Genomic DNA, 22,478 nt, shown 5'->3' on the forward strand with positions numbered 1-22,478 from the left:
GATGCACAGACGCGAATTTATGAAAATTACCGCTATTTCAGGGGCGATCTGCCTTACCCCCTCTTTTCTAACCGCCGCCTCAACTTCAAAGTTCAATGAAGGGCTTGCCCTCTATGACATCCGTTGGAGCTTTGATCTCTCCCTCCATAAGGATAAAGAGTGCGCCCTTTGGGTTCCACTCCCCTCTGATATCAGCGGATTTCAGAGGATTATTGAACGGGGAGACTCATGCGATGGAGATACCCACTACGAAAGCGATCATAACCGTTACACCGCCCGTACCTTTTATGCCCGTTGGGACAAAAATGCCGTGAGTAAAAAATGTGAACTGTCGATGAGTGTCGCGTTAAGAGATCGTCAATGCGATTTCCGATCCAAACGTATTTCTCCTGATGAAATAAAGAGTGCCAAAGTATTTTTAGCCCCCTCAGAGCATATCCCCATCGACGGAGCCGTTGCGAAAACGGCCAAAAGTATCGTAGGTTCTGAAAAAGACCCTCTCAAAAAAGCCCGTAAAATTTACGACTGGATTATTGCCAACGGTTATCGCGATGAGAGTGTTCACGGATGCGGCGTAGGGAGTCCTAACGCTATGTTGGCACAGCTTGAACGGGATGGTCGTATGGGAGGCAAATGCCTCGATATGTCGGCTCTCTGTGTCGCGCTGATGCGGGCATCCCATATCCCTGCACGGGAAGTGTTAGGAATCCGTGTCGGCGCTTCACGTCTCTCTCCTGCCTTCGGAGCGGGTGAGGATATTACCAAAGCGCAACACTGCAAAGTGGAATTTTTTATCCCGAGCATGGGGTGGATACCGTGTGATCCTGCCGATATCACGAAACTGGTACTGAAAGAGAATATCGAGAAAAACTCCCCGCGCGCGATTGAACTGGCAAACAAGTTCTTCGGATTTTGGGAAAACAACTGGATGGCGTTCAACCACGCCCGCGACTTTGATCTCTACCCCGCCAATACCCAAGGCTCGCTCGACTCGTTCGGCTACCCTTACGCCGAAGTGGACGGCGAATACCTCGACCCCTTTGAGCCGAAAAGCTATCGTTATACGATCCGCTCCACAAAAGAGGCTTAATGATTCTCGATTGCCGTGATATGGATTGCCCGCGTCCCGTACTGGAGACGAAAAAGGCTCTCGATGCCCTCCCTGAAGATGCAACCCTCACCGTAGAGGTCAACACCCTCAGCGGACGGGAAAACTGCAAACGCTTCGCCCTCTCACAGCACTGTACCTATACCGAAGAGACTCTAGATGATGGAGCGACACGCCTCGTCATACTCAAAGGGAGAGGATACGTTGAGAACGACGAGGAGAACCCCGTCGATGTAATGATGCAGCAGGAGAGACGCAGTGCGGTACTGGTGCTGTTCGGCGCACTCATCACGGCACTTCTATCCGCCTCATGCTGTTTGGTTCCTACCCTTTTTATGGTGTTCGGGATCTCCTTCGCCGGGATTATCAATGTTCCTGAACTCAACAGTTATCGGTGGCTATTTACCGCCTTTGCCGTCTTGATGCTAAGTATCGGATTTTACCAAATGGTGATCAAAAAACAGATCGAATGCGACTGTGAGCCAAGTCTCACCTCCAAAATTCTGTTGATCCTTTTTTGGGGATTGTTTCTCTTTAGCCTTGCCGCCCTCTTCTATCCCTATTATGAGGTATTGATATGGGGAGAATAGTCTTAGGATTACTTCTGTTAGCGTCTCTAGCGCATGCAAAAGAGTGGAAACTCCATATCAACGGAATGCACTGCATCGCGTGTACGCTAGCGGTTAAAAAAGCGTTGATGGGTGTCTCTGGAGTTCAAGAGGCGAAAGTGAATTTCAAAAATGAGAGCGCGATAGTCATAAGCGATGAGAAGGTTATGCTTCAAATGATGCAGGATGCCGTTGCACAAACAGGGTATAGTGCCACGCCAAATTCGCGATTCTAAGTTACCTCGAACCTTCCGACATGAGAATTCCTTCTGATCATAAAATACAATATAAATACATTAAGACCTATTCAATATTAATCTAAGTAGAATTCACATTCAAAATATGACAATCAATTGGATATAAATGCTTTTAAAGAAAATTTTATTCTTCATTATCTTAGTGTGCCTAATGGCTGTAATTATATTTTTCAATTTAGGCAGATTTGTAGATGTTACACAACCGCCGGTAAAATCAGATATCATTGTTTCATTGGGGGGAGACGAAAGCGGTTGCCGTATCACAAAAGCCTTAAGCCTATACAAAGAAGGGTTTTCCACCTCAGGCAAATTTATTTATACCGATGTAGATTATATAAACTCATCTTTTTCACCTATTAACAGTCGAATAGATTACCTTGAAACCAATGGCATACCCCGACAAAAGATTATTCATATCGATGAAACAATGATTTATAATACTATGGAAGAAGTTTTTTTCATTAAACAGTATATGCAAAAACACCATTATAAAACAGTGACTTTTGTAAGCCATCCGCAGCACTCCCGACGAATCGATTTTATGGCACGCCATATTGCCGATTATGGCAAAGCCGGTTTAGAGTTAAGGATAGTCAGCTGTAACCCGTACTGGTGGGATAGAGAGCATTATTACAATACCGAAGTAGGGTATAAAGTGGCAATCTATGAAACGATAAAACTCTTATACAATACCTTCAAATACAATCCATTACTGATCAGTGATACCGCATATGGTCAAAAATTAAAAACCAACGAATGGGAAAAAGCGATCAATCAACTCGATTCCATAAGCGAAGATACAAATCGATCATCTGTATTGTCTGCAAATTAATCTATTATAGAGCTATAGTTTTTTGCTCTCCGACACATACCCTTGTATTATCAGGTATGTCTTGCGTTACCACAGCATTAGGGCCTATGATGACATGGTTACCGATTTTTACGTTTCCAATGATTTTTGCACCCGGATATATATAACAGTCATCTCCGATAACAGGAGATCCAAAAAATTTTGAATTTTCCAAATATTCTTCCTGAATAGCTACTTGTTGGAAAATAACACAATTTTTGCCGATTTTTACATCTTTGGTAATCACAATTTGCTTGGTTCCATGAGGCAAAATAGGAGTTCCTGCAAACTCTGCATCAAAAGAGATGGCACTGCCATGTTCATATTGATAATAGTGATATAGAAAATGGTGGATTCTACTCTTTAAGCCTGCACTATTCCCCTTTTTACACAGTTCTTTCAGTTTCCAAATATCACCGAATGGTTTAATCAATAATCTTGCAATCAAAAGAGTCCTTATATACTTCAATATTTAATAAATTTTAATTTTTTTAAACTCATTGAAAGTTTGATACTAGTAGCATAATATAATATATATTAAATATATTTGATGAAAGGTATAGAAATGACATTTGAAGAGAGTTTACATCAATATAAAAATGTTTATTATCATTTTCCACAATCTCTAAAAACATTCCTAGGTACTATTTACAGCGGTATTCCATTAACGCTCCGATTCGGTAAACACTTTTCACTTCACTCAAAAATATTGCAGCGATTCGAATCCTCAGACGAACAATTCAAATTAGATTATATGTATAATAAAACGTTGGAAACATTGATTTTTTCCGAAGAAAATATACCTTACTACAAAAATATTTTTCATCAATATGGTGTTTCGTCGAAAGACTACAAATCATTAGATGATCTTAAACATTTCCCTCCACTTTCTAAAAGTGACATTAAAACTCATCTCGAAAAAATACACACCGATACAATCGAAAAGCCTGTTGCTTATTACTCAGGAGGATCACTTTCAACACCGACGAAATATTTTTTACCTTCGTCAAGCAGAGCGAAAGAAAAAGTCTACAATAATTATATTTTTTCCAAAATCGGGTATCGCTACCGAGACAAAACCATCTTATTAAAAGGGAGAGAAGTTTCTAACCCGGATAAAAATATTTATTGGGAATACGAACCTGTTGATAACTATTTTTTAATCTCCAATAACTATATGAATTCAGATGTTTTTCCATTGATGTATCAACAAGCATTAGACTTTCATCCAAAATTCTTTTTTGGATATCCGAGTGCTGTTTTAAGTTTCATAAAACAATCTCAAAAATATGGTTATGACAAAATAAATATTCAAGGAGTCATACTCGCATCTGAAACCGTTTATCCGGATGAGTTGCAGTATATACATGATTATTTTGGGGTAGATGTCCTAACTCATTATGGACATACTGAACGCAATGCTATCGGTTATAGAATTAATCAAGGCCCCTATTCTTTTCTCAATTCTTACGGGGCAGTACGTATCGTCAATGAAGAAATAGTGACCACAACCTTTGATAATTTTGTCATGCCTTTTATTAATTACAAAACTGGGGACCATGCAACGGGTAAAATAGAGTATTATAAAAACTGCGATATTGCCAAAAGTGTTGAAAACATTGAAGGCAGAACACAAGATTATCTTGTTACAAAAGATAAAAGACTCATTTCCATTACAACTATGTGCGGAGGGCAGTATCTACCACTGGAAAGTATTAACACTATTCAATATATACAAAATGATGTTGGCAAGGTTACGGTACTCGTGGAAGGTGATAAAAACATTGACATCAATAAAGTCAATCAAGGTATGAATAAATTAGTTCGGGAAGGGATCGATTTTGAGACTAGAATTGTCGACAAAATCGAAAAAAGTTCAAGAGGAAAACGGGTCATCTGCAAACAAGTACTTGATATCGAAAAAATTAGACTTAATCATCAATAATAGTAGCAAAGAAGGAGCTTGCTAGCGTGCTCTCGCACACTGGCAAGCCAAGAGTTATTTACCCTTTAACTTTCGTTTCAATCGTCGCAACGATAGACGGATCTTCGAGAGTCGAAATATCCTGAGTGATCGCTTCGCCTTTCGCGATAGAGCGAAGAATACGACGCATGATCTTTCCAGAACGAGTTTTCGGCAAGCCCGGTACGAAAACGATATCATCACAGATAGCGATGTTACCGATCTCTTTCATGATTACTTTGTTGATCTCTTTGACCATCTCCATCTCTTCACCGACGGTGTCATCGCTTTTGAGGACGATGTAGGCGAAGATTCCCTCACCTTTGATGTCGTGCGGTTTACCGACAACGGCTACTTCGGCAACGTTAGGGTGTTTTTTACATGCCGCTTCAACTTCGGCGGTTCCCATACGGTGACCTGAAACGTTGATAACGTCATCGGTACGACCTGTGATCGTAATGTATCCGTCTTCGTCGTAGATCGCGCCGTCACCCGTGAAGTATACCGGTTGTCCGTCTTTTTTGACATCACCGAAATACGATTTCACGAAACGCTCAGGATCACCCCAGATACCGCGAATCATAGACGGCCAAGGACGGGTTACACACATATAACCGCCCTCTCCTGCTGCAACTTTCACCCCTGTTTGAGGATCAAGGATCTCAGCGATGATTCCCGGAAGAGGGAATGTCGCACATGCCGGTTTGATCGGAGTCGCACCTGGCAACGGAGAGACGATGTGTCCCCCCGTCTCAGTTTGCCAGTAGGTATCGACGATCGCACATTTGCTTCCGCCGACGGCTTCGTAGTACCATTTCCATGCCGGAGGGTCGATCGGCTCACCGACGGTTCCGAGAACTTTTAGGCTGCTGAGATCGTATTTAGCCGGCTCATCTTCACCCATTTTGTGCAATACGCGGATTGCTGTCGGAGCGGTATAGAATTGGTTGATTTTGTACTCTTCAACCATTTTCCACGGACGTCCCGCATCAGGGTACGTAGGTACCCCTTCAAACATAACAGTAGTTGCACCCATCGCTAACGGACCGTAAACGATATAGGTATGTCCGGTAATCCAGCCGACGTCTGCCGTACACCAGTAGGTGTCGTTTTCTTTGACGTCGAATACCCATTCCATCGTCATTTGCGCCCAAAGGATATAGCCCGCAGAGTTGTGCTGAACTCCTTTCGGTTTTCCGGTAGAGCCTGACGTGTAGAGGAGGAAAAGTGGATCTTCTGCATCCATCTCTTCAGCTTCACAAATGCTCGATTGGCTTTTGATGAGTTCATTGTACGAATAGTCGCGTCCCGCTACCCAAGTGATGTCTTCGTTGTTGCGCTCAACCACGAGAACCTTCTCAACCGGAGATTTTTCATCGATTGCTTGGTCAACAACCGGTTTGAGCATGTACGGTTTGTCTTTACGAAATGCGCCATCAGCAGTGATGACGACTTTCGCCTCTGCATCTTCGATACGGTCTTTCAACGCTTCCGATGAGAATCCGCCGAATACGATCGAGTGGATCGCACCGATACGGGCACATGCGAGCATCGCGTACGCCGCTTCCGGGATCATCGGCATATAAATAACGACACGATCCCCTTTTTTGACGTGAAACTCGTTTTTAAGGAGATTTGCAAATTTATTGACGTTGTAATAAAGCTCAAGATAGGTAATGATTTGTTTATCACCGCGATCCCCTTCGAAAATGATCGCCGCTTTATTTTTACGTGATGAGAGGTGACGGTCGATACATTGGTGAGCAACGTTAAGTTTGCCGTTCACGAACCATTTGTAAAACGGTGCATTGCTCTCATCGAGAACTTGGGTATACGGTGAAAACCAGTCGATTTTCTCACTCGCAAAATGCCCCCAGAAGCCTTCGTAATCTTCATTTGCCCATGTTTGAAGGTCATGGTACTCACACATATTTTTGATGCGGGCTTGTTTAGCGAACTCGCGGTTCGGTTGAAAAGTTGGTTTTACGATATCACTCATAGTTAAGGCTCCTTAGTGTAGTTTGGTTGTATGTTTTAGTTTTATATAGACCATTGCGGTCATAATCGCATCGTTCAATGCATTGTGCTGTCCCATCCTCGGAATCTTTAAATCCCGAAGAATGGTATCAAAGCGTAAATCAACATTTCCTTGAGGAATCAACTCTATTTTTTTATCAAAATAGAGCCCCGAAATCTCAATTTGTTTGTGGGGAAGTTCACATCCCAACCATGGTTTGATCAAACGATTCATCATCGCCATATCAAACTCCAAATAATACCCTACCAATGGTCTATTTCCGATGAATTTTAAGAATTTTTCCACCCCTTCTAAGGGTTCAATTGCATTATCCAAATCACACGGTCGAATATGGTGAATTTTAATGCTTTCAGCACTGATTTCACGGGAAGGTTTTAAGAAAATCTCAAAACTTTCCGACGTAAGAATACGGTCCCCTTTGACCTTGACCGCACCGATGCTGAGCACTGCATCTTTTTTCGTATTTAAACCCGTTGTTTCAGTATCAAATACCACCACTTCATCCCCAACATAGGGTTCAAACATCCATGCATAATTTTCATCATTCAATCCTCTACGGTTCCATGCACGTTTGAGAGAATCGAACATTACACCACCATTCCCAAATTAAAATGGTAGGTAAGAAATTTCTTAAAGGTATTCACGATTTTAAAGGCATCTTTGAGTAAATCTCTATCCGCTTTTGCCAGTAGTTTCGGATTAACGTAATTTTGTTCATCGCTCCCCTGCTTTTGCGAGAGGATAAAACGCAAACGAATACTTAGAAGCGTGTCATACGCTTCGATCAACTCACTCGCAAACCGTTTGTCGAATAAACCAAGATTATTAAGTTCTTTGATTCGTTCCGTCGTATTGGTCGATACAATTTTATGCTCTAAAGAGAGGATACGAATTCCATGGACAATCGCGAAAATCCCCCCTTTTTTAATATCAAGTTCGCTTTCGTGTTCAGCTCTGCCCAACACGAATCCCGAAAACAGGCTAAGCGGCGTTTCAAAAGCCAAAACAGCCTTAGCCGCATGAGCCAATACATCACTTCGCCCTTCAAAACATTCATAAAGATAATCGCGGCATTCACGCAGCAGCACCTCATCCCCTGCTACACACTGTGCATCCAGAAAAATTGACAATGATCTCAGTGCGTCTTCGTTAAGAGTATCGGTCCAACTGGCAATCATTTTTTTGTATCCGCTGACACTGCGACGCCAATAAGGGTTAGAAACCATTACATTGCCGTTGCATTTTGGGAATCCCAAATAGAGCAGGTACTCATTCATCTTCATCATATAGGGTTCAAAGAGGCTTTCATCCTCTCCGTCTCGGATAATAAGAGCATTGTCCTGATCGGTACGAAGCACCTGCTCTCCTCGTCCTTCAGAACCCATCACAATCAATGCGCATTTATTCTGCAACGATGAGGGGACAACCATCTCGAAAAGTTTACGGTACACTTTTGCATTAAGCTCGCTTACGAGTTTAGAAACATACCGTACCCGAACCCCTTTGGTCGTTAAAGATCGGACCAGGTGAGTCAATGAACGCTGGGTGCTTTGAAGTTCATCAATACTGTTTGCACGTTCAATGGAAGCGGCGATCAAATGAGTATGATTAGCAAAATGGCTCAATAAATCAAGCTGTTCCAGAATCCCGACAATCTGTTCGCCATCCCGTACAACGAGCCGTTTTACCCCATGTTTGGTAAACAATAACAGTGCATTGAATAAAAAATCGCTTCGCTCGATTGTAAACAGACCGTAGGTTGCAATCTCCCCTATCGGATCATTCGTACTTTTATCGCACAAAAGAACTTTTTCGCGTAAATTGGTATCCGTTACAATACCAATTTCTTCGTCTTTAAGAACCAAAATCACCTCTGCATCCTGATCGCTCATCATACGCAACGCTTCTTTTATGCTCAACGAAGCATCCACGAAACACGGTGAATGCAAATAGATTTCATCCACTCGAGATACCATAAAAGGGGTCAGATCATTTTGATGCTGTCGTTCTTTTAGGTTTTGATGTTTGGTGATGAAATCTTGCATGAAGTAATTTTGAAACGGTTCGACATCTTGAAGGAGATTGAGAAAAGATTCTTTGGGAAGTTCGTAGCAGATAAGATCTTCGGCGACACTAAAGGTGCTTTGGGTATTTCCGTATATCAGGGAGTTGGCGTCAAAGCTGTCGCGCTCCCCGTATACATTTTGGAGTTCACCCTCGATGGTTTCGTTGACAATACCTTTGATAATGATGTAGAGTGATTCCGCTCTCACCCTCGGAGCGATCAATACCGTCTCTTTGGGATAATAAGCAATATCCATCTGGGTCATCAATTTTTCGATCATCCTCTCCCCTAACAGGTCAAAAGGATGAATCGACATCAATAGTGCTTTTTGGTCAAATAGACTCAAAGCTAACTCCTAAAATTCAATAAGAACCCGCCCCGAAGGACAGATTAAAAATTAATGCTCAACAGCACCCTCTGCTCCGATACCGGTTTGGCTTCGGATAAATTGCGCTTCGTATCCCTCTTTTTCTTTTCGTGAGTTTTCACTACGATCGGTAATCGAGAAGAACCAGATACTTACAAATGCCGCTGTTACTGAGAACAATGCAGGATATTTGTATGGGAAAATCGGATCAGCATGTTTGAGGAAATCCACCCAAACGGTTGGCCCAAGAACCACTAACACTGCCGCTGTCAACAATCCGATTGATCCGCCGATCAAGGCACCGCGAGTTGTCAATTTTGACCAGTACATTGAAAGGAACAAAATCGGGAAGTTTGCACTTGCCGCGATAGCAAATGCCAATCCGACCATGAACGCAATGTTTTGTTCTTCAAACGCAATACCTAAATAGATAGCAACGATACCCAAGATAACCGTAGCAACTTTAGAGACTTTCATCTCCATCAAACCGTCAGTTTTACCTTTTTTGATAACACTGGCATAAAGGTCATGAGAAATCGCTGAAGCACCCGCCAATGTAAGACCCGAAACAACCGCAAGGATCGTTGCAAACGCTACCGCAGAGATAAATCCGAGGAAGAAGTCTCCACCAACTGCGTGTGACAAGTGAATCGCCGCCATGTTGTCGCCGCCGAGGATCGGATAACCGCCATCAACCGCTTGTTTAGCAAGGTCAAGATATTGTGGATTTTGGAATACCATAACGATCGCACCGAAACCGATAATAAACGTCAAAATATAGAAATAACCGATAAATCCTGTCGCATAGAATACTGATTTACGCGCTTCTTTCGCATCACTGACGGTGAAGAAACGCATAAGGATATGCGGAAGACCTGCCGTACCAAACATAAGTGCAATACCGAGTGAGATTGCCGAGATCGGATCGCTGACCAGTTTACCCGGAGCCATAATAGAAACATCTTTCATCTGTACCGCAGTAGCAAACAACGATTCGAAATTGAAGTTATAGTGAGCCATAACCGCAATCGCCATAAAGGTTGCACCTGAGAGCAACAAGAACGCTTTAATGATTTGAACCCATGTAGTCGCCAACATCCCACCGAATGTTACGTAAAGGATCATCAATACACCGACCAAAATTACCGCGATTTCATAATCCAAACCGAAAAGCAATTGGATCAATTTTCCAGCCCCTACCATTTGAGCGATAAGATACAAAATAACCGTTACGATTGAACCAAACGCCGCCAATGTACGGATAGGCGTTTGTTGAAGACGATACGATGCAACGTCTGCAAACGTATATTTACCAAGATTACGGAGCTGTTCAGCCACCATAAACAAAATAATCGGCCAACCGACCAAGAATCCGATAGAGTAGATCAAACCATCATACCCTTTACCGTAAACGAGCGCCGAAATACCCAAAAATGATGCCGCAGACATATAGTCCCCTGCGATCGCCATACCGTTTTGGAATCCGGTGATTCCACCGCCGGCAGTATAGAAATCTTTTGCCGTTTTGGTACGTTTAGCAGCCCAATAGGTGATCCCTAATGTTGCTCCTACGAAAATCAAGAACATAATAATTGCCGACATATTAAGCGGTTGTTTTTCAACAGCGCCGGTCAGCGCCTCACCGGCAAATGCAGCGACAGAAAAAAGTGCTAATAATAACGCTTTCATCATTCTCCCTTTGCTTTGGATTTAATTTTTGCAGTCAATTCGTCAAACTCGACGTTTGCACGACGGACATAGATCCCTGTCAACACGAATGCACTGATGATGACACCGACCCCTACCGGAATCCCGACTGTCGTAACCGAACCCGCTGATAACGGCGCTCCCAAAATAGACGGATCAAAAGCGATCGTCAAGACAAAGCCAAAGTAAATGACCAACATCACAATTGTCAACGTCCATGCAAATTTACTGCGTGTTTTGACAAGGTGTAAAAAATCAGGATCGTTTTTAATACGATCAACCATCTCTTGTTTCATAATTCAAGCTCCTTTAAAAGTTATAGTTTGCGATAAAGCGGTATTCATCCCAATCGGTTGGAACACCAGAGCCTGTTTGTGCAAAATCACGTGTATAGTTTGCACGGACACGCAATTGAAGATTTTTGATTGTTTGAGGATTAAAAATCACATCAAAGCCGGATTCAGTTGTCGTACAAGCACGTGCAGAATATCCATTCAAAGCATCCAGATCAAATGACGCATAATAAACACCTGTGTTTAAATTGACACCGAAGTTTTTCCAGTCATAGCTTCCAGCTACTTTCCATGCATCCGTCCCTGCCATAAATTGGTGACGTGTTACCATCCCCTGTGTATAAGCCGGCATTCCGCCCCATGGAGAAATGGTACCGCCGTTGGTTGCTGCCGCACTTGCATCTTTGCTATTATGAGAAACTGCCCCATAAAGATCAAAATTAGCAACTTTCACACCCGCTTTTGCACCGACAAAATCACTATTTACGTTTCCGGCATAGTCGTTTCCGATGTTATCTTCTTTGATATATTGTGCCGCTACATACGGTGCTACACCGCCAGCATACGACCATCCGTAATTCGCTTCTGCATAAATCGCATTAAGAATATCATGCGCATAATAATCCCAGAGTTGAAGTTTCAATCCCGGAATACCGGAATACACTGCTGCAGCTACACTTACACCGTCAGTATTGTGATTAACCGCATATTTACCCATGTTCTCAAAACTGCCGGTTTGATTACGAGAATCCCAATAAGAGTAACCAGACGTCGCGCTTAAAATAGCATTTGCGTGATTTGCAGACGCATTGTAAACACGTCCAAATGTCCCTTGTGCGAACTTTGTAACGTGTGCTGCGATCAATGTCGTGTCTTTTACATCCGTATTACTAAGAACATACGCTTCAAAAAGATTCGGAAGCATACGTGCGTCATCACTTCCTGCCATTGGAGTGTCTAGTTTTTGGCGGCCGCCTTTAAAGGTTGTATTACCGTTTTTGTATTGAAGATACGCTTCCCCAAGATAAACATCATTGCTATTGTTCTTGCTCAAAAGCGTTGGATCTACATCATTCACGTCATTGCGGTTCCCCAAGGCAACACCGACTGTTCCATAAGCAGCCGCACCCAGACTCAACCCGTTCCATGCACCGGTTTCATATTTAACATATCCACCGATTGTATTTGCCATACGGGTGTAATTAACTGCACCGTTATAATCGCGTGTAATTGAAAACTCACGGAATTGCCCGCTTACTTTCCCATCTTTAAACATTCCGGCTAAATCATCAGCTGCCATAGCATTAACAACTAAAGCTGACGCCAAAAGCGATAGAGATACTGTACCTCTCATTCTCACTCCTTCATAAGTTTTTCACACTGCTATTATGAAAACGAAACGTAGCAAAAACGTAGCAATTGTAAAATTAGAAAAATTTATCCTGTCTAATTGTCTGAAAAAAGAGAATGTGTGTAAAAAAGTAACCTAATAGTTACGGGGAATATCGATCATGTAACCTAACGCACGAATATTTTGGATGAAATCTTCTTTTAGGCTTTTCTTCAAACGGCTTACTTCAGCTCGAATCGTTGCATTATCTACATATTCTTCATCCCATACATAGGCGCGAAACTGGTCAAATTCGACCACTCTGCCGCGATTGCGTGCTAAAAGGTCAATAATCTGAAGCTGCCGTTTGGTAAGAGTCTGTGTTACGTTATCACACACCAATGTCGAGGTAGAAGCGTCATACCCGTAACTCTTGGAAAGCCGCATATGATTTTGAGGAGTCGCACAGCTTTGCATCACTTTATCGATCCGCAGGGCAAGCTCTTTTAGGTGAAACGGTTTTTTGAGATAGTCATAGCATCCCAAATCATACGCTCGACTGATCCCTTCTATATCCACTAATGCACTAATATAGATAGCAGGGGGACGGATTTTGAGTGCGTGAAGCTGTTCGAGAAGATCCAATCCATCAATTCCGGGAACATTGATATCCAAAATGAGCAGATCAAACGTCTCTTTTTTGAGGGCATCAAGAGCTTCCGTCCCATCAAAAAATAGCGTGACACGATGCCCCAATGAAAGCAGATATTCATGTATCGCTTCACTGAGCATTTGTTCATCTTCAAGTAGAAGTATTTTCACCATTACCCTTTTTAAAGTGATACTCGAAACGGGTGAGCTCATTATCGGATGTTATTTTGATCTCCACTGCATCCTCGTCACAGATCGATTTGACTAAACTCAGCCCCAATCCAAAACCGTCTGTTTTTTTCCGTTCCCTATAGTATGCCTCAAAAATCTTTTGGGGGTCATGAATTTTTTGTGACTTGCTCTCCACCCAGAAAAGACATTCGCCCACACTGCACTCCACCCCGACACGAATCTCTTCCCCGTGTTTGGTGTATTTGATCGCATTGGTGAGATTATTATCGATAACTCGCTGAAGCTTGGTTTCGTTAAACTGAATCCATGCAGGAAAATCCGGCTGATAATAATGGAATGTGAGATTCGAAAAATGGGCAACCTCATCGAAAAATTCAAGCCGTTTCTCGACGTATTCCCCCAAATCGATCGGACGCTTGGGATAATCAATCTGATCTTTTTTAACCAAATAACTCAAATCATCATAAATACTGAAAATATTTTTGACCGCCGCTTCAATCTTTGCTAAATAGCGGTTACGTCCCTCATTCATCGTAAACAATTCGATATTCGCCATAATAACGGATAGCGGCGTATGCGTCTCATGGATAGCATAACGAATAAACTGTTTATGCGATTCGAGAAGCCCTTGTGAAAATCTTTGCTCTTCTTCAAGGGCACTGTTTTTGAGCTGAAGCGCTTGTGTTTTATTCCGCACCCGTTCTTCCAAACTTGTGTTGAGCTGCTGCAGCGATTCTTTTTGTTCTTCGATGGTCATTGCCATTTCGTTGGCATAGCCCGCCATTTTTTTAAACTCACTAAAATAGAGGTCATTGGGCAGAATAGGTTCAGCTTTTTGATGTACTGATTCAAAAAATTCCATAAATCGTTCCATATCTCTTGAAATCATACTGTTGACGATTTTAGAAAGACCGACAATAAATCCGAATAAAATGAGGGCCAGCGTCGCGATCTCGACCATTACTTTAATAAGGCGTGTTTTCGGGAGATCCTGATAGGAAAGCGAACTGCTTAAGGGAACTCCCTTGGCAATTTCAATCCCGTTTTGAGCTGTTTTTAAAAAATCTTTGTATTCATCGTAGATAAGAAGTGAAGCAAAAATAACGGAGATCAATAAAATAAAAACAATCGTATAAAAATTGACTTGATTTAGACTGATTTGTGACCATTTACGACTAAACCAATCTCCCATACTCACCCTACTTTTATTAAATTAATAGAGTGCATTATAACAAGTTCATCTGAGCCTCTTAAGTTAAATCCACTATAATTTCAAAAAATTCCCTCAAGGATCCTATTCATGTTCGGACGCAAAGAACTTAAAACCTACACACCAACAGCCGAAGAATTGGCAAGTTACCAATGGGCAAAAATGACCACTGCCAAAGGGGTTATGTGGATTAAACTCTACAACGACGAAACGCCTAACACGGTTGCAAACTTCGCGGCACTTGTCAACGACGGTTACTACAACGGTCTTAACTTTCACCGTGTAATCCCTGGATTCATGGCTCAGGGCGGATGTCCTCACGGCACAGGTACAGGCGGTCCGGGTTGGGCTATCCCGTGTGAAACATCACTCAACAAACACAAGCACGTCAAAGGGACTCTTTCTATGGCACACGCGGGACCAAACACCGGAGGAAGCCAGTTCTTCATCTGTTTCGTAAGCACTCCGCATCTTGACGGTGTTCACACAGTTTTCGGCGGTATCGAAGCGGATGACAAAGAATCAATGGCGGTTCTTGACAGCATCCAAATGCGCGACACTATCGAAAAAGTCGAAATTTTGGCAGAAAAGAACTAAATCATGCTCGTTCACATCTGCTGCAGCGTCGATTCCCATTTCTTTATGGAGAAACTACAGCAGGAATTCCCCGACGAAAAACTCGTCGGGTTCTTCTATGACCCCAATATCCACCCTTACAGCGAATACCAACTCCGACTTCTAGACGTAGAACGCAGCTGTAAAAAACTGGGCATTGAGCTGATAGAAGGTGAATATGATTTTGAGAACTGGATGGACGCGGTTCGCGGTTTGGAAAAAGAACCCGAAAAGGGAGCGCGCTGTGAAGTGTGCTTTGACAAGCGATTCGAGGTAAGTGCCCACAAAGCACTCGAACTCGGCGAAACTTCCATGACCACTACCCTTCTCGTCAGCCCCCTAAAATCGCAAGAGCAGCTCAAAAAAAGCGGTGATGCGTTTCACGCTTCCCACGGTGTCGAGTTTATCGCGTTTGATTACCGTAAAAACGGCGGAACCAACGATCAGGGCAGAGTTAGCCGTGAGCAACAGCTCTACCGCCAGGACTATTGCGGCTGTATCTACGGCCTCACCATGCAGCGCGATCAACAGCACCGTCTGATGGATGAAATGTTCTCTCCGATTTCACGCCAGATTCTCCCTGCTTCGATCGAAGAAAGGCTGGAACTCTATAAAAAGCGCATGGAACTTGAAGATCAAGGAACCCCTTATCGCATCATCAAAGAACGGTTTTTAAACTACCGCCTGATTCGCTCTTCGGTAAAAGTCGGCACAGAGATCGTCCCCTCTTATCCCCTTTTTTATTCAACCATTAACCGTTCATCTGCAGAAGGGAAAATCGATTTCGAAATCGACGGACAATTCTTTCTGAACCGCGAAGAGGTACGATTTATCACTCTCGACACCTTCAACACACTCACCGCATCCGCGTATAAAAATACAAAAGAGTTGATGTTCAATGCACCGTCTGTTGAAATCGAGATGGCTTTACGCACACAACTCACCAATAGTCCGTTTAACACCTCAGCGATCATCGTGGTCGATACGATCCCAACTGAAAAAACATCTCTTTTGCTAGAGACGAAAACGTACGACGATACGAGGGAAAAACTTATTCGTCTTTAAACGCCCACTTTTTAACCACCCTTGGCACAGGCTTTGCACTATAATATCTCTATGGAAACATTACTATTAAGCATTTTTTTAACCGTTGCCATCTCAACGGTACTCAACATCATCCTCAAGCGGTTCGGTGTTTCCCATATCATCGGCTACATCGCGACAGGGACGATCATCAGCTACCTCTTCGGCTTCAATGGTGACGGGATTGATTCGCTCAATCTCATCGGCGAGTTCGGGATCGTCTTTTTGATGTTTACCATCGGACTGGAACTGAGTCTGGATAAAATCAAAAAAATGAAAGAGATCCTCCTGACTAACGGTCTCCTGCAGGTCGTCTTTAGCGTCGTAGTCATCTTTTTACTCTCTTTTTACCTATTTCATCTCAATTTCAATACCTCGCTCATCATCTCGTTGGCATTTTCGCTCTCATCTACAGCTATCGTCCTTACCTACCTCAAAGAGTCAAAGGATATTCATACACCGTACGGACAAAAATCGATGGGGATTTTGATCTTTCAAGATTTGGCAGTCATCCCTATCTTGCTCCTCATTACCTTTTTGTCCAACGATGGCGCATCGATCGGTGAAATCCTTTTAAAAACCGTTATATCTGCCATCTTTGTTGTGGTATTTATGTTTACGATCGGAGACAAAATCGTCAATGCCTTGTTGCAGTTTTCTGCAAAAACTGAGCTTGAAGAACTTTTTTTGGGTTCGGTATTCTCTATCCTCATTGGAGTATCACTGCTTGCCCATTCGATGGGATTTACCTATTCGCTGGGAGCATTTATCGCAGGGATGATCATCGCCGATACCCGCTACAACGTTAAAGTCGAATCCGATATCGCCAGCTACAAAGACCTCCTTCTCGGAACCTTTTTCTTCGGGGTCGGAACGAAAATCGATATGGTCTACTTTTTATCCAATATCCATATCATCATTTTCGTTTTCATCTTTGCGATGCTCTTCAAAGCGCTCGTCATTTACGTAATCATCCGACGCAATTCGGATAAAAACACCTCGGCAAAAACAGCTCTCTCCTTGGCACAGATCGGGGAATTTTCATTTGCCGTTTTTGCTTTGGCAGGGTCACAAAAACTAATCAGCGAAGAGATGGCGAGTTTTCTGATCTTAGTCAGCGTTATTTCGATGATTCTCACCCCCTTTATTATCGGGAATATCTATAAACTTTCTTCTTATTTTGAAAAAGAATTCTACGAATCAGACGTCATCACCCCTATCGGGCGCAAAGATCATGTCATCGTAGCAGGTTTTGGCGTGCTGGGTAAAATAGTTGCGTCAAATCTAAAAGCACAAGATGGCAATTTTGTCATTATTTCCGACAATCTCAAGCATGTATTACATGCTAGAAAATTAGGATATATGGCTTATTTCGGTCACCTAGACAAACTTCCTGTTCTCGAATCACTGGTGGTAAAGGAAGCAAAAGCGATCATCATCACAATGATAAGCGAACAAAAACGCCGTCTTATCAGCGAAGCGGTACTTAGATACAATCCAAAAGCCAAAGTAATTCTTAAAATCGACAGTGCCGAAGAGCGCAAAAGTTTAAGAGATTTAAATGAGCTCGAATTTGTCGATGCCAGCTTCGAAGTAGCCCATCTGCTCGTGAATCGGGCCCTTAAACATTAGCGTCTTAGTGGGGATAAAAATTAATTATCAAATATTAACAGTTTTTGCGGTAAAATTGGGCGATTTTTTACCCAAGGTGTTTACTATTATGATGGATGTTGTTCAAATTCAAAAAATTTTGCCCCACCGTTTTCCTTTTCTTCTTGTTGATCGTGTCACTGCTATTACTCCAAATGAGTCGCTAATCGGTTTTAAAAACGTCACTATCGGTGAACAAATTTTCGAAGGCCATTTTCCAGGTCATCCGATCTATCCGGGTGTTATGATTTTAGAGGGTATGGCACAAGCTGGCGGTATTTTAGCGTTTCAAAGTATGGATATGACCGAAGAAGAAGCGGCCAAAAAAGTTGTCTATTTCATGAGTATCGACGGTGCCAAATTCCGTGCTCCCGTACGTCCGGGGGATCGCCTCGAATACCGTATGAAAGTGGTAAAACACAAAGGTTCTATCTGGGTTTTAGAAGGAAAAGCGTATGTCGATGACACCCTCGTTTCCGAAGCAGAACTTAAAGCTATGATCGTCGATAAGTAAGCGAGAGAGGATGAGCAATATATCTCCATTAGCTGTTATCGAAGCAGGGGCAGTGATCGGCGAAGATGTCGAAATCGGACCGTTTTGCTTTATCTCCGGTAAAGCAAAAATTGGGCGCGGGACAAAAATTGCCGCGAGTACGTGCGTTTACGGAAATACTACAATCGGAGAGTATAATGACATCTTTTCGCATGCCGTGTTGGGTTCTATTCCGCAAGATTTAAAATATGCCGGCGAAGAGGTTGAACTCATCATCGGTGATTACAACAAAATTCGCGAGTTTACCCTCTTTAATCCGGGTACTGCCGGCGGAGGCGGAAAAACCGTCGTTGGATCATACAACCTCTTTATGGGGTATGTCCATTTAGGGCATGACGTCATTATCGGAGACCATTGTATCCTCGCCAATGCCGCAACGTTGGCAGGTCATGTTGAAATGGGTAATTACGCCGTCATCGGCGGAATGACACCGATACATCAATTCGTCAAAATCGGCGAGTATGCCATGATCGCGGGAGCATCCGCTCTTTCCCAAGACGTTCCTCCGTATTGTCTTGCCGAAGGGAATCGTGCGGTACTGCGCGGATTAAACCTTAATGGTTTACGCCGTCATGTAGAGCGTAACGATATCGATGCGCTCCGATCAGCTTATCGAGAGCTATTCGAAACAGGAAAACCGCTGCAAGAGCAAGCAGTCGCTATCCTTGAAGAGACAACGAGTGAATTCGTTAAAAATTTATGTACCTTTATCGTCAATACCAAACGGGGTATCCCCTACGAAAGGAATCAATCATGATTCACCGCCACTGCAGTTTCTGTGACGCTCAAGAGAGCGATCACAACCCTCTTATCGCCGGAACCAATGTTTATATCTGTAAAAACTGTGTCTTTTCTGCTTATAAAATAATGTTCGGTGATGCCGATGGTGAAAATGCTTCAGCTCATGAGCACATCAATGCCGAGCTCTTAACTCCGAAAGAGCTCAATGCCTTTTTAGGTCAATACATTATTGGTCAGCAACGTGCACGCAAACTCCTCTCAGTAGCTGTGTATAACCACTACAAACGAATTTTCAAACACACACATATTGAAGATGAGACTGAAATCGCCAAATCGAACGTTTTGCTAATCGGGCCTACCGGCAGCGGTAAAACATTAATGGCACAAACTATTGCGCGTGTACTGAATGTCCCTATCGCTATCGCCGATGCGACCAGTCTTACAGAAGCAGGATATGTGGGTGAAGATGTCGAGAATATCCTTACCAAACTGCTCCAAGCGGCTGATGGCGATGTTGAACGGGCACAGCAGGGAATCGTCTTTATCGATGAGATCGATAAAATTTCCCGTATGTCTGAAAACCGCTCCATCACCCGTGACGTATCGGGAGAAGGGGTTCAGCAGGCACTTCTAAAAATCATCGAAGGCGCTGTCGTCAACATCCCTCCCAAGGGGGGACGCAAGCACCCTAATCAGGACTTCATCCAGATCGATACCTCCGGTATCCTCTTCATTTGCGGCGGTGCATTTGACGGACTGGGACAAATCCTAGAACGTAAAAAAGGGAAAAATATCATGGGCTTCGGACATGAAAAACGAAGCGCATCCGAAAATGATGACAGTTTTGAAAACGTCGAGCCTGATGATTTGGTCAGCTACGGACTGATTCCTGAGTTAATCGGCCGTCTTCCTATTATTGCATCATTGAATAAAATCACCGAAGAAGAGATGGTTCGTATTTTAACTGAACCGAAAAATTCTTTGGTCAAGCAATATACAAAACTCTTTGCGATCGATGATGTTGAACTCTCGTTTGACAAAGAAGCCCTAAATGCGATTGCCGCTAAAGCACTGGCTCGTAAAACAGGAGCACGGGGACTTCGTGCGATCATGGAAGAGACTATGGGTGATACCATGTATGAACTTCCCGAATACAGCGGATATGAAGTGCTCATCACCAAAGAAGTAGTCGAAGAAAACACACAACCTGTTTACATCAAAAAACCAAATCAAAAAAGCGCATAGGAGAGACAATGCTATTTAATAAACTTATCGGAATGTTCTCAAACGATCTCTCTATCGATTTAGGGACGGCTAATACCATTGTGATCGCCAAGGGGAAAGGGATCATTATCAATGAACCTTCCGTTGTCGCCGTGAAAATGGAAAAATACGGCCAGCAAAGAGTTCTTGCCGTAGGACGCGAAGCCAAAGAGATGGTCGGAAAAACTCCGGGGAATATCAAAGCGATCCGCCCTATGCGTGACGGCGTTATTGCCGATTTCGATATGACCGAAAAAATGATCCGCAAATTTATCGAAAAAGCACATGGCCGCAGCAGCCTTATCAGCCCCCGTATCATCATCTGTATCCCTTACGGATTGACCCAAGTTGAGCGTAAAGCAGTCCGCGAATCGGCAATGAGCGCAGGTGCACGTGAAGTGTATCTGATCGATGAACCGATGGCGGCGGCTATCGGTGCTGGTATTGATATCCGCGAACCGAAAGGAAATATTGTCGTTGACATCGGCGGTGGAACAACTGAAATCGGCGTTATCTCGTTAGGCGGTTTAGTATTGTGCCGCTCTATCCGTGTTGCCGGCGATAAAATTGACCGTGCTATCATGGATTATGTCAAACGCAAATACAATCTTTTGATTGGTGAACGTATCTCTGAAGATATCAAAATCAACATCGGTACCGCAATGCCGCTTGCTCAAGAGCTAAAAATGATCATTAACGGCCGTGACCAAGTAGAAGGGTTATTGACCTCCATTGAACTTTCCAGCGAAGATGCACGTGAAGCAATGCGTGATCCTCTCAAAGAAATTCTTGAAGCGATTCGTGACGTACTCGAAAATATGCCGCCGGATTTGGCAGGCGATATCGTCAACAATGGAGTTATTCTTACCGGCGGCGGTGCATTGATTCGTCAGTTAGATAAATATATTTCTGAAATTATTAAAATTCCGGTTTATGTAGCCGATGAACCTCTTTTGTGTGTTGCTCGCGGAACAGGCCGTGCGCTAGAAGAGATCGATCAACTCCACGAACTGTTTGATAATGAATAAACAAACGTTGAGTATTGCACTTTTACTCGCCCTCACGGTGAGTGGAGCGCTTTATTTTACCAATATTCTTCAATCCCCGATTGTCCGTTTGACCCTCATGATTAAATCCACCTATCACGACGGAATCGAAAATGTTCAAAACACCATCGATGAGCATTTCAATCAGCAAGCTACTATCATTGATCTTCGTCAAAAAAATCACTATTACGAGCAACAGCTTCTAAGCCTTCACCAAATTGCCGATGAATATCAAAAATTGGTACAGGAAGAGAACAGCACCTTTCAAACCAATGCAAAAGTGGGCTTGGTACGAACACTCTCGTATGTCCGCTTCGGCGATCCTCACAGGGTATGGATTGAGATGGATCATTTTGACTCAAAAAAAGTGTATGGACTCCTTTACCGCGGTTATACCGCAGGCATTGTTGTCTCCAATAATAACAGAGCTATGGCACTGCTTAACGGTGATGTCAAAAGCTCTTATGCCGTTAATGTCGGTACATCCTTGGCTCCTGGGATTGTTCGTGGAAGCAACGAACGCCGCTTAATTGTCGAATTCATTCCGACATGGATTCCGATTTCGGTAGGAGATGAAGTGGTAACATCGGGGCTGGATAGGATCTTTTTAGCCGGGCTGAAAGTGGGAAGAGTCGTCTCTATTACCAGGGCAAGCGGCTATCAAAGTGCTGTTATTGAACCCTATTTTTACGGTAAAAACCCCGCTTATTTTCACGTTATAACCCAAGTGCGGTAGAGGCTGTAATCGGATTTTAAGTGCTTCTCGTCTATAATAATAAAATTTTTATGACGAGGGGTCTCAATGCCAAAACGCGACGACATCAAAACGATATTACTCATCGGATCAGGCCCGATCGTCATCGGTCAAGCCTGTGAATTTGACTATTC

The 22,478-nt window shown here is 43.1% G+C and carries 22 protein-coding genes; 13 read left to right on the forward strand and 9 right to left on the reverse strand.

All coding sequences use genetic code 11. The features are described from left to right. Window position 1: 1 nt before the first annotated feature. The 4 genes from PHI47_RS08970 (at window position 2) to PHI47_RS08985 (ending at window position 2,805) form a co-directional block, all read left to right on the forward strand. The gene (locus PHI47_RS08970) at window positions 2–1,090 is read left to right on the forward strand and encodes a transglutaminase-like domain-containing protein (RefSeq protein ID WP_299936430.1); all 1,089 of its coding nucleotides are present in this window, start codon (window positions 2–4) and stop codon (window positions 1,088–1,090) included. Continuing rightward, window positions 1,090–1,698, forward strand: a complete 609-nt coding sequence (locus tag PHI47_RS08975; protein ID WP_299936433.1) for a sulfurtransferase TusA family protein — start codon at window positions 1,090–1,092, stop codon at window positions 1,696–1,698. The genes PHI47_RS08970 and PHI47_RS08975 overlap by 1 nt, the downstream gene beginning before the upstream one ends. After that, window positions 1,686–1,952, forward strand: a complete 267-nt coding sequence (locus PHI47_RS08980; RefSeq protein WP_299936436.1) for a heavy metal-associated domain-containing protein — start codon at window positions 1,686–1,688, stop codon at window positions 1,950–1,952. Before PHI47_RS08975 ends, PHI47_RS08980 begins: the two co-directional genes overlap by 13 nt. Window positions 1,953–2,124: 172 nt before the next feature. Further along, window positions 2,125–2,805, forward strand: coding sequence for a YdcF family protein (locus PHI47_RS08985; RefSeq protein ID WP_299936440.1), 681 nt, complete (start codon window positions 2,125–2,127; stop codon window positions 2,803–2,805). A gap of 4 nt (window positions 2,806–2,809) precedes the next feature. On the opposite strand, the gene PHI47_RS08990 is transcribed toward PHI47_RS08985, so the two are convergent. Further along, a complete protein-coding gene (locus PHI47_RS08990; RefSeq protein WP_299936447.1) occupies window positions 2,810–3,271 on the reverse strand; it encodes a hypothetical protein in 462 nt (153 codons plus the stop codon). Window positions 3,272–3,373: 102 nt separating this feature from the next. On the opposite strand from PHI47_RS08990, the gene PHI47_RS08995 reads away from it, so the two are divergent. Next, window positions 3,374–4,768 (forward strand): hypothetical protein, encoded by a 1,395-nt coding sequence (locus PHI47_RS08995; protein WP_299936454.1) that lies wholly within the window; start codon window positions 3,374–3,376, stop codon window positions 4,766–4,768. Window positions 4,769–4,826: 58 nt separating this feature from the next. Here the strand turns inward: PHI47_RS08995 and acs are convergent, their stop codons facing one another. The 8 genes from acs to PHI47_RS09035 all read right to left on the reverse strand — a co-directional run bounded on the left by acs (window position 4,827) and on the right by PHI47_RS09035 (window position 14,621). Further along, window positions 4,827–6,785, reverse strand: a complete 1,959-nt coding sequence (acs, locus tag PHI47_RS09000; protein ID WP_299936456.1) for an acetate--CoA ligase — start codon at window positions 6,783–6,785, stop codon at window positions 4,827–4,829. A 12-nt stretch (window positions 6,786–6,797) separates the two neighbouring features. Beyond that, window positions 6,798–7,412, reverse strand: a complete 615-nt coding sequence (locus PHI47_RS09005) for a 3'-5' exonuclease (RefSeq protein WP_299936458.1) — start codon at window positions 7,410–7,412, stop codon at window positions 6,798–6,800. Beyond that, complete coding sequence (locus PHI47_RS09010; RefSeq protein WP_299936460.1) at window positions 7,412–9,235, reverse strand: putative nucleotidyltransferase substrate binding domain-containing protein; 1,824 nt, start codon at window positions 9,233–9,235, stop codon at window positions 7,412–7,414. The genes PHI47_RS09005 and PHI47_RS09010 overlap by 1 nt, the downstream gene beginning before the upstream one ends. A 51-nt stretch (window positions 9,236–9,286) precedes the next feature. Next, window positions 9,287–10,948 carry a cation acetate symporter gene (locus tag PHI47_RS09015; RefSeq protein ID WP_299936463.1) on the reverse strand — a complete coding sequence of 554 codons (1,662 nt, stop codon included), beginning with the start codon at window positions 10,946–10,948 and terminating at the stop codon, window positions 9,287–9,289. Then, the gene (locus PHI47_RS09020) at window positions 10,945–11,259 is read right to left on the reverse strand and encodes a DUF485 domain-containing protein (RefSeq protein ID WP_299936466.1); all 315 of its coding nucleotides are present in this window, start codon (window positions 11,257–11,259) and stop codon (window positions 10,945–10,947) included. The genes PHI47_RS09015 and PHI47_RS09020 overlap by 4 nt, the downstream gene beginning before the upstream one ends. 13 nt (window positions 11,260–11,272) lie before the next feature. Further along, window positions 11,273–12,610: an OprD family outer membrane porin gene (locus tag PHI47_RS09025; protein WP_299936469.1), complete on the reverse strand. Its 1,338-nt coding sequence runs from the start codon at window positions 12,608–12,610 to the stop codon at window positions 11,273–11,275. Window positions 12,611–12,742: 132 nt separating this feature from the next. Then, the gene (locus PHI47_RS09030) at window positions 12,743–13,408 is read right to left on the reverse strand and encodes a response regulator transcription factor (protein WP_299936472.1); all 666 of its coding nucleotides are present in this window, start codon (window positions 13,406–13,408) and stop codon (window positions 12,743–12,745) included. Continuing rightward, on the reverse strand, window positions 13,389–14,621 hold the full coding sequence (locus tag PHI47_RS09035) for an ATP-binding protein (RefSeq protein ID WP_299936475.1): 1,233 nt from the start codon (window positions 14,619–14,621) through the stop codon (window positions 13,389–13,391). Before PHI47_RS09035 ends, PHI47_RS09030 begins: the two co-directional genes overlap by 20 nt. A gap of 108 nt (window positions 14,622–14,729) precedes the next feature. Between PHI47_RS09035 and PHI47_RS09040 the strand changes: the two genes are divergently transcribed. The 8 genes from PHI47_RS09040 (at window position 14,730) to mreC (ending at window position 22,326) form a co-directional block, all read left to right on the forward strand. Continuing rightward, window positions 14,730–15,236, forward strand: coding sequence for a peptidylprolyl isomerase (locus tag PHI47_RS09040; protein WP_299936478.1), 507 nt, complete (start codon window positions 14,730–14,732; stop codon window positions 15,234–15,236). 3 nt (window positions 15,237–15,239) lie between these two features. Further along, window positions 15,240–16,319, forward strand: coding sequence for an epoxyqueuosine reductase QueH (locus PHI47_RS09045; RefSeq protein ID WP_299936481.1), 1,080 nt, complete (start codon window positions 15,240–15,242; stop codon window positions 16,317–16,319). Window positions 16,320–16,370: 51 nt separating this feature from the next. Then, on the forward strand, window positions 16,371–17,969 hold the full coding sequence (locus tag PHI47_RS09050; protein WP_299936484.1) for a cation:proton antiporter: 1,599 nt from the start codon (window positions 16,371–16,373) through the stop codon (window positions 17,967–17,969). An 88-nt stretch (window positions 17,970–18,057) separates the two neighbouring features. Further along, on the forward strand, window positions 18,058–18,501 hold the full coding sequence (gene fabZ / locus PHI47_RS09055) for a 3-hydroxyacyl-ACP dehydratase FabZ (protein WP_299936487.1): 444 nt from the start codon (window positions 18,058–18,060) through the stop codon (window positions 18,499–18,501). Between the two features lie 10 nt (window positions 18,502–18,511). Beyond that, window positions 18,512–19,297, forward strand: a complete 786-nt coding sequence (gene lpxA, locus PHI47_RS09060) for an acyl-ACP--UDP-N-acetylglucosamine O-acyltransferase (RefSeq protein WP_299936490.1) — start codon at window positions 18,512–18,514, stop codon at window positions 19,295–19,297. Further along, entirely contained in the window at window positions 19,294–20,526 is a 1,233-nt protein-coding gene (gene clpX / locus PHI47_RS09065) for an ATP-dependent Clp protease ATP-binding subunit ClpX (protein ID WP_299936493.1), read from the forward strand. Before lpxA ends, clpX begins: the two co-directional genes overlap by 4 nt. Window positions 20,527–20,534: 8 nt before the next feature. Further along, window positions 20,535–21,572 carry a rod shape-determining protein gene (locus PHI47_RS09070; RefSeq protein WP_299936496.1) on the forward strand — a complete coding sequence of 346 codons (1,038 nt, stop codon included), beginning with the start codon at window positions 20,535–20,537 and terminating at the stop codon, window positions 21,570–21,572. Next, complete coding sequence (mreC, locus tag PHI47_RS09075) at window positions 21,565–22,326, forward strand: rod shape-determining protein MreC (protein WP_299936499.1); 762 nt, start codon at window positions 21,565–21,567, stop codon at window positions 22,324–22,326. Before PHI47_RS09070 ends, mreC begins: the two co-directional genes overlap by 8 nt. Window positions 22,327–22,478: the final 152 nt, after the last annotated feature.

Origin of the sequence: Sulfuricurvum sp. (assembly GCF_028713855.1) — a bacterium.
GTDB lineage: Bacteria > Campylobacterota > Campylobacteria > Campylobacterales > Sulfurimonadaceae > Sulfuricurvum.

What these genes read in the sequence shown, in the direction of transcription:
- PHI47_RS09020 (WP_299936466.1), bottom strand. Translation starts at nt 11,259, where the DNA reads ATGAAACAAGAGATGGTTGATCGTATTAAAAACGATCCTGATTTTTTA.
- lpxA (WP_299936490.1), top strand. Translation starts at nt 18,512, where the DNA reads ATGAGCAATATATCTCCATTAGCTGTTATCGAAGCAGGGGCAGTGATC.
- PHI47_RS08970 (WP_299936430.1), top strand. Translation starts at nt 2, where the DNA reads ATGCACAGACGCGAATTTATGAAAATTACCGCTATTTCAGGGGCGATC.
- acs (WP_299936456.1), bottom strand. Translation starts at nt 6,785, where the DNA reads ATGAGTGATATCGTAAAACCAACTTTTCAACCGAACCGCGAGTTCGCT.
- clpX (WP_299936493.1), top strand. Translation starts at nt 19,294, where the DNA reads ATGATTCACCGCCACTGCAGTTTCTGTGACGCTCAAGAGAGCGATCAC.
- PHI47_RS09035 (WP_299936475.1), bottom strand. Translation starts at nt 14,621, where the DNA reads ATGGGAGATTGGTTTAGTCGTAAATGGTCACAAATCAGTCTAAATCAA.
- PHI47_RS09045 (WP_299936481.1), top strand. Translation starts at nt 15,240, where the DNA reads ATGCTCGTTCACATCTGCTGCAGCGTCGATTCCCATTTCTTTATGGAG.
- mreC (WP_299936499.1), top strand. Translation starts at nt 21,565, where the DNA reads ATGAATAAACAAACGTTGAGTATTGCACTTTTACTCGCCCTCACGGTG.
- PHI47_RS09040 (WP_299936478.1), top strand. Translation starts at nt 14,730, where the DNA reads ATGTTCGGACGCAAAGAACTTAAAACCTACACACCAACAGCCGAAGAA.
- PHI47_RS09025 (WP_299936469.1), bottom strand. Translation starts at nt 12,610, where the DNA reads ATGAGAGGTACAGTATCTCTATCGCTTTTGGCGTCAGCTTTAGTTGTT.
- PHI47_RS08985 (WP_299936440.1), top strand. Translation starts at nt 2,125, where the DNA reads ATGGCTGTAATTATATTTTTCAATTTAGGCAGATTTGTAGATGTTACA.
- PHI47_RS08995 (WP_299936454.1), top strand. Translation starts at nt 3,374, where the DNA reads ATGAAAGGTATAGAAATGACATTTGAAGAGAGTTTACATCAATATAAA.
- PHI47_RS09015 (WP_299936463.1), bottom strand. Translation starts at nt 10,948, where the DNA reads ATGATGAAAGCGTTATTATTAGCACTTTTTTCTGTCGCTGCATTTGCC.
- PHI47_RS09005 (WP_299936458.1), bottom strand. Translation starts at nt 7,412, where the DNA reads ATGTTCGATTCTCTCAAACGTGCATGGAACCGTAGAGGATTGAATGAT.
- PHI47_RS08975 (WP_299936433.1), top strand. Translation starts at nt 1,090, where the DNA reads ATGATTCTCGATTGCCGTGATATGGATTGCCCGCGTCCCGTACTGGAG.
- PHI47_RS09070 (WP_299936496.1), top strand. Translation starts at nt 20,535, where the DNA reads ATGCTATTTAATAAACTTATCGGAATGTTCTCAAACGATCTCTCTATC.
- PHI47_RS09050 (WP_299936484.1), top strand. Translation starts at nt 16,371, where the DNA reads ATGGAAACATTACTATTAAGCATTTTTTTAACCGTTGCCATCTCAACG.
- PHI47_RS08980 (WP_299936436.1), top strand. Translation starts at nt 1,686, where the DNA reads ATGGGGAGAATAGTCTTAGGATTACTTCTGTTAGCGTCTCTAGCGCAT.
- fabZ (WP_299936487.1), top strand. Translation starts at nt 18,058, where the DNA reads ATGATGGATGTTGTTCAAATTCAAAAAATTTTGCCCCACCGTTTTCCT.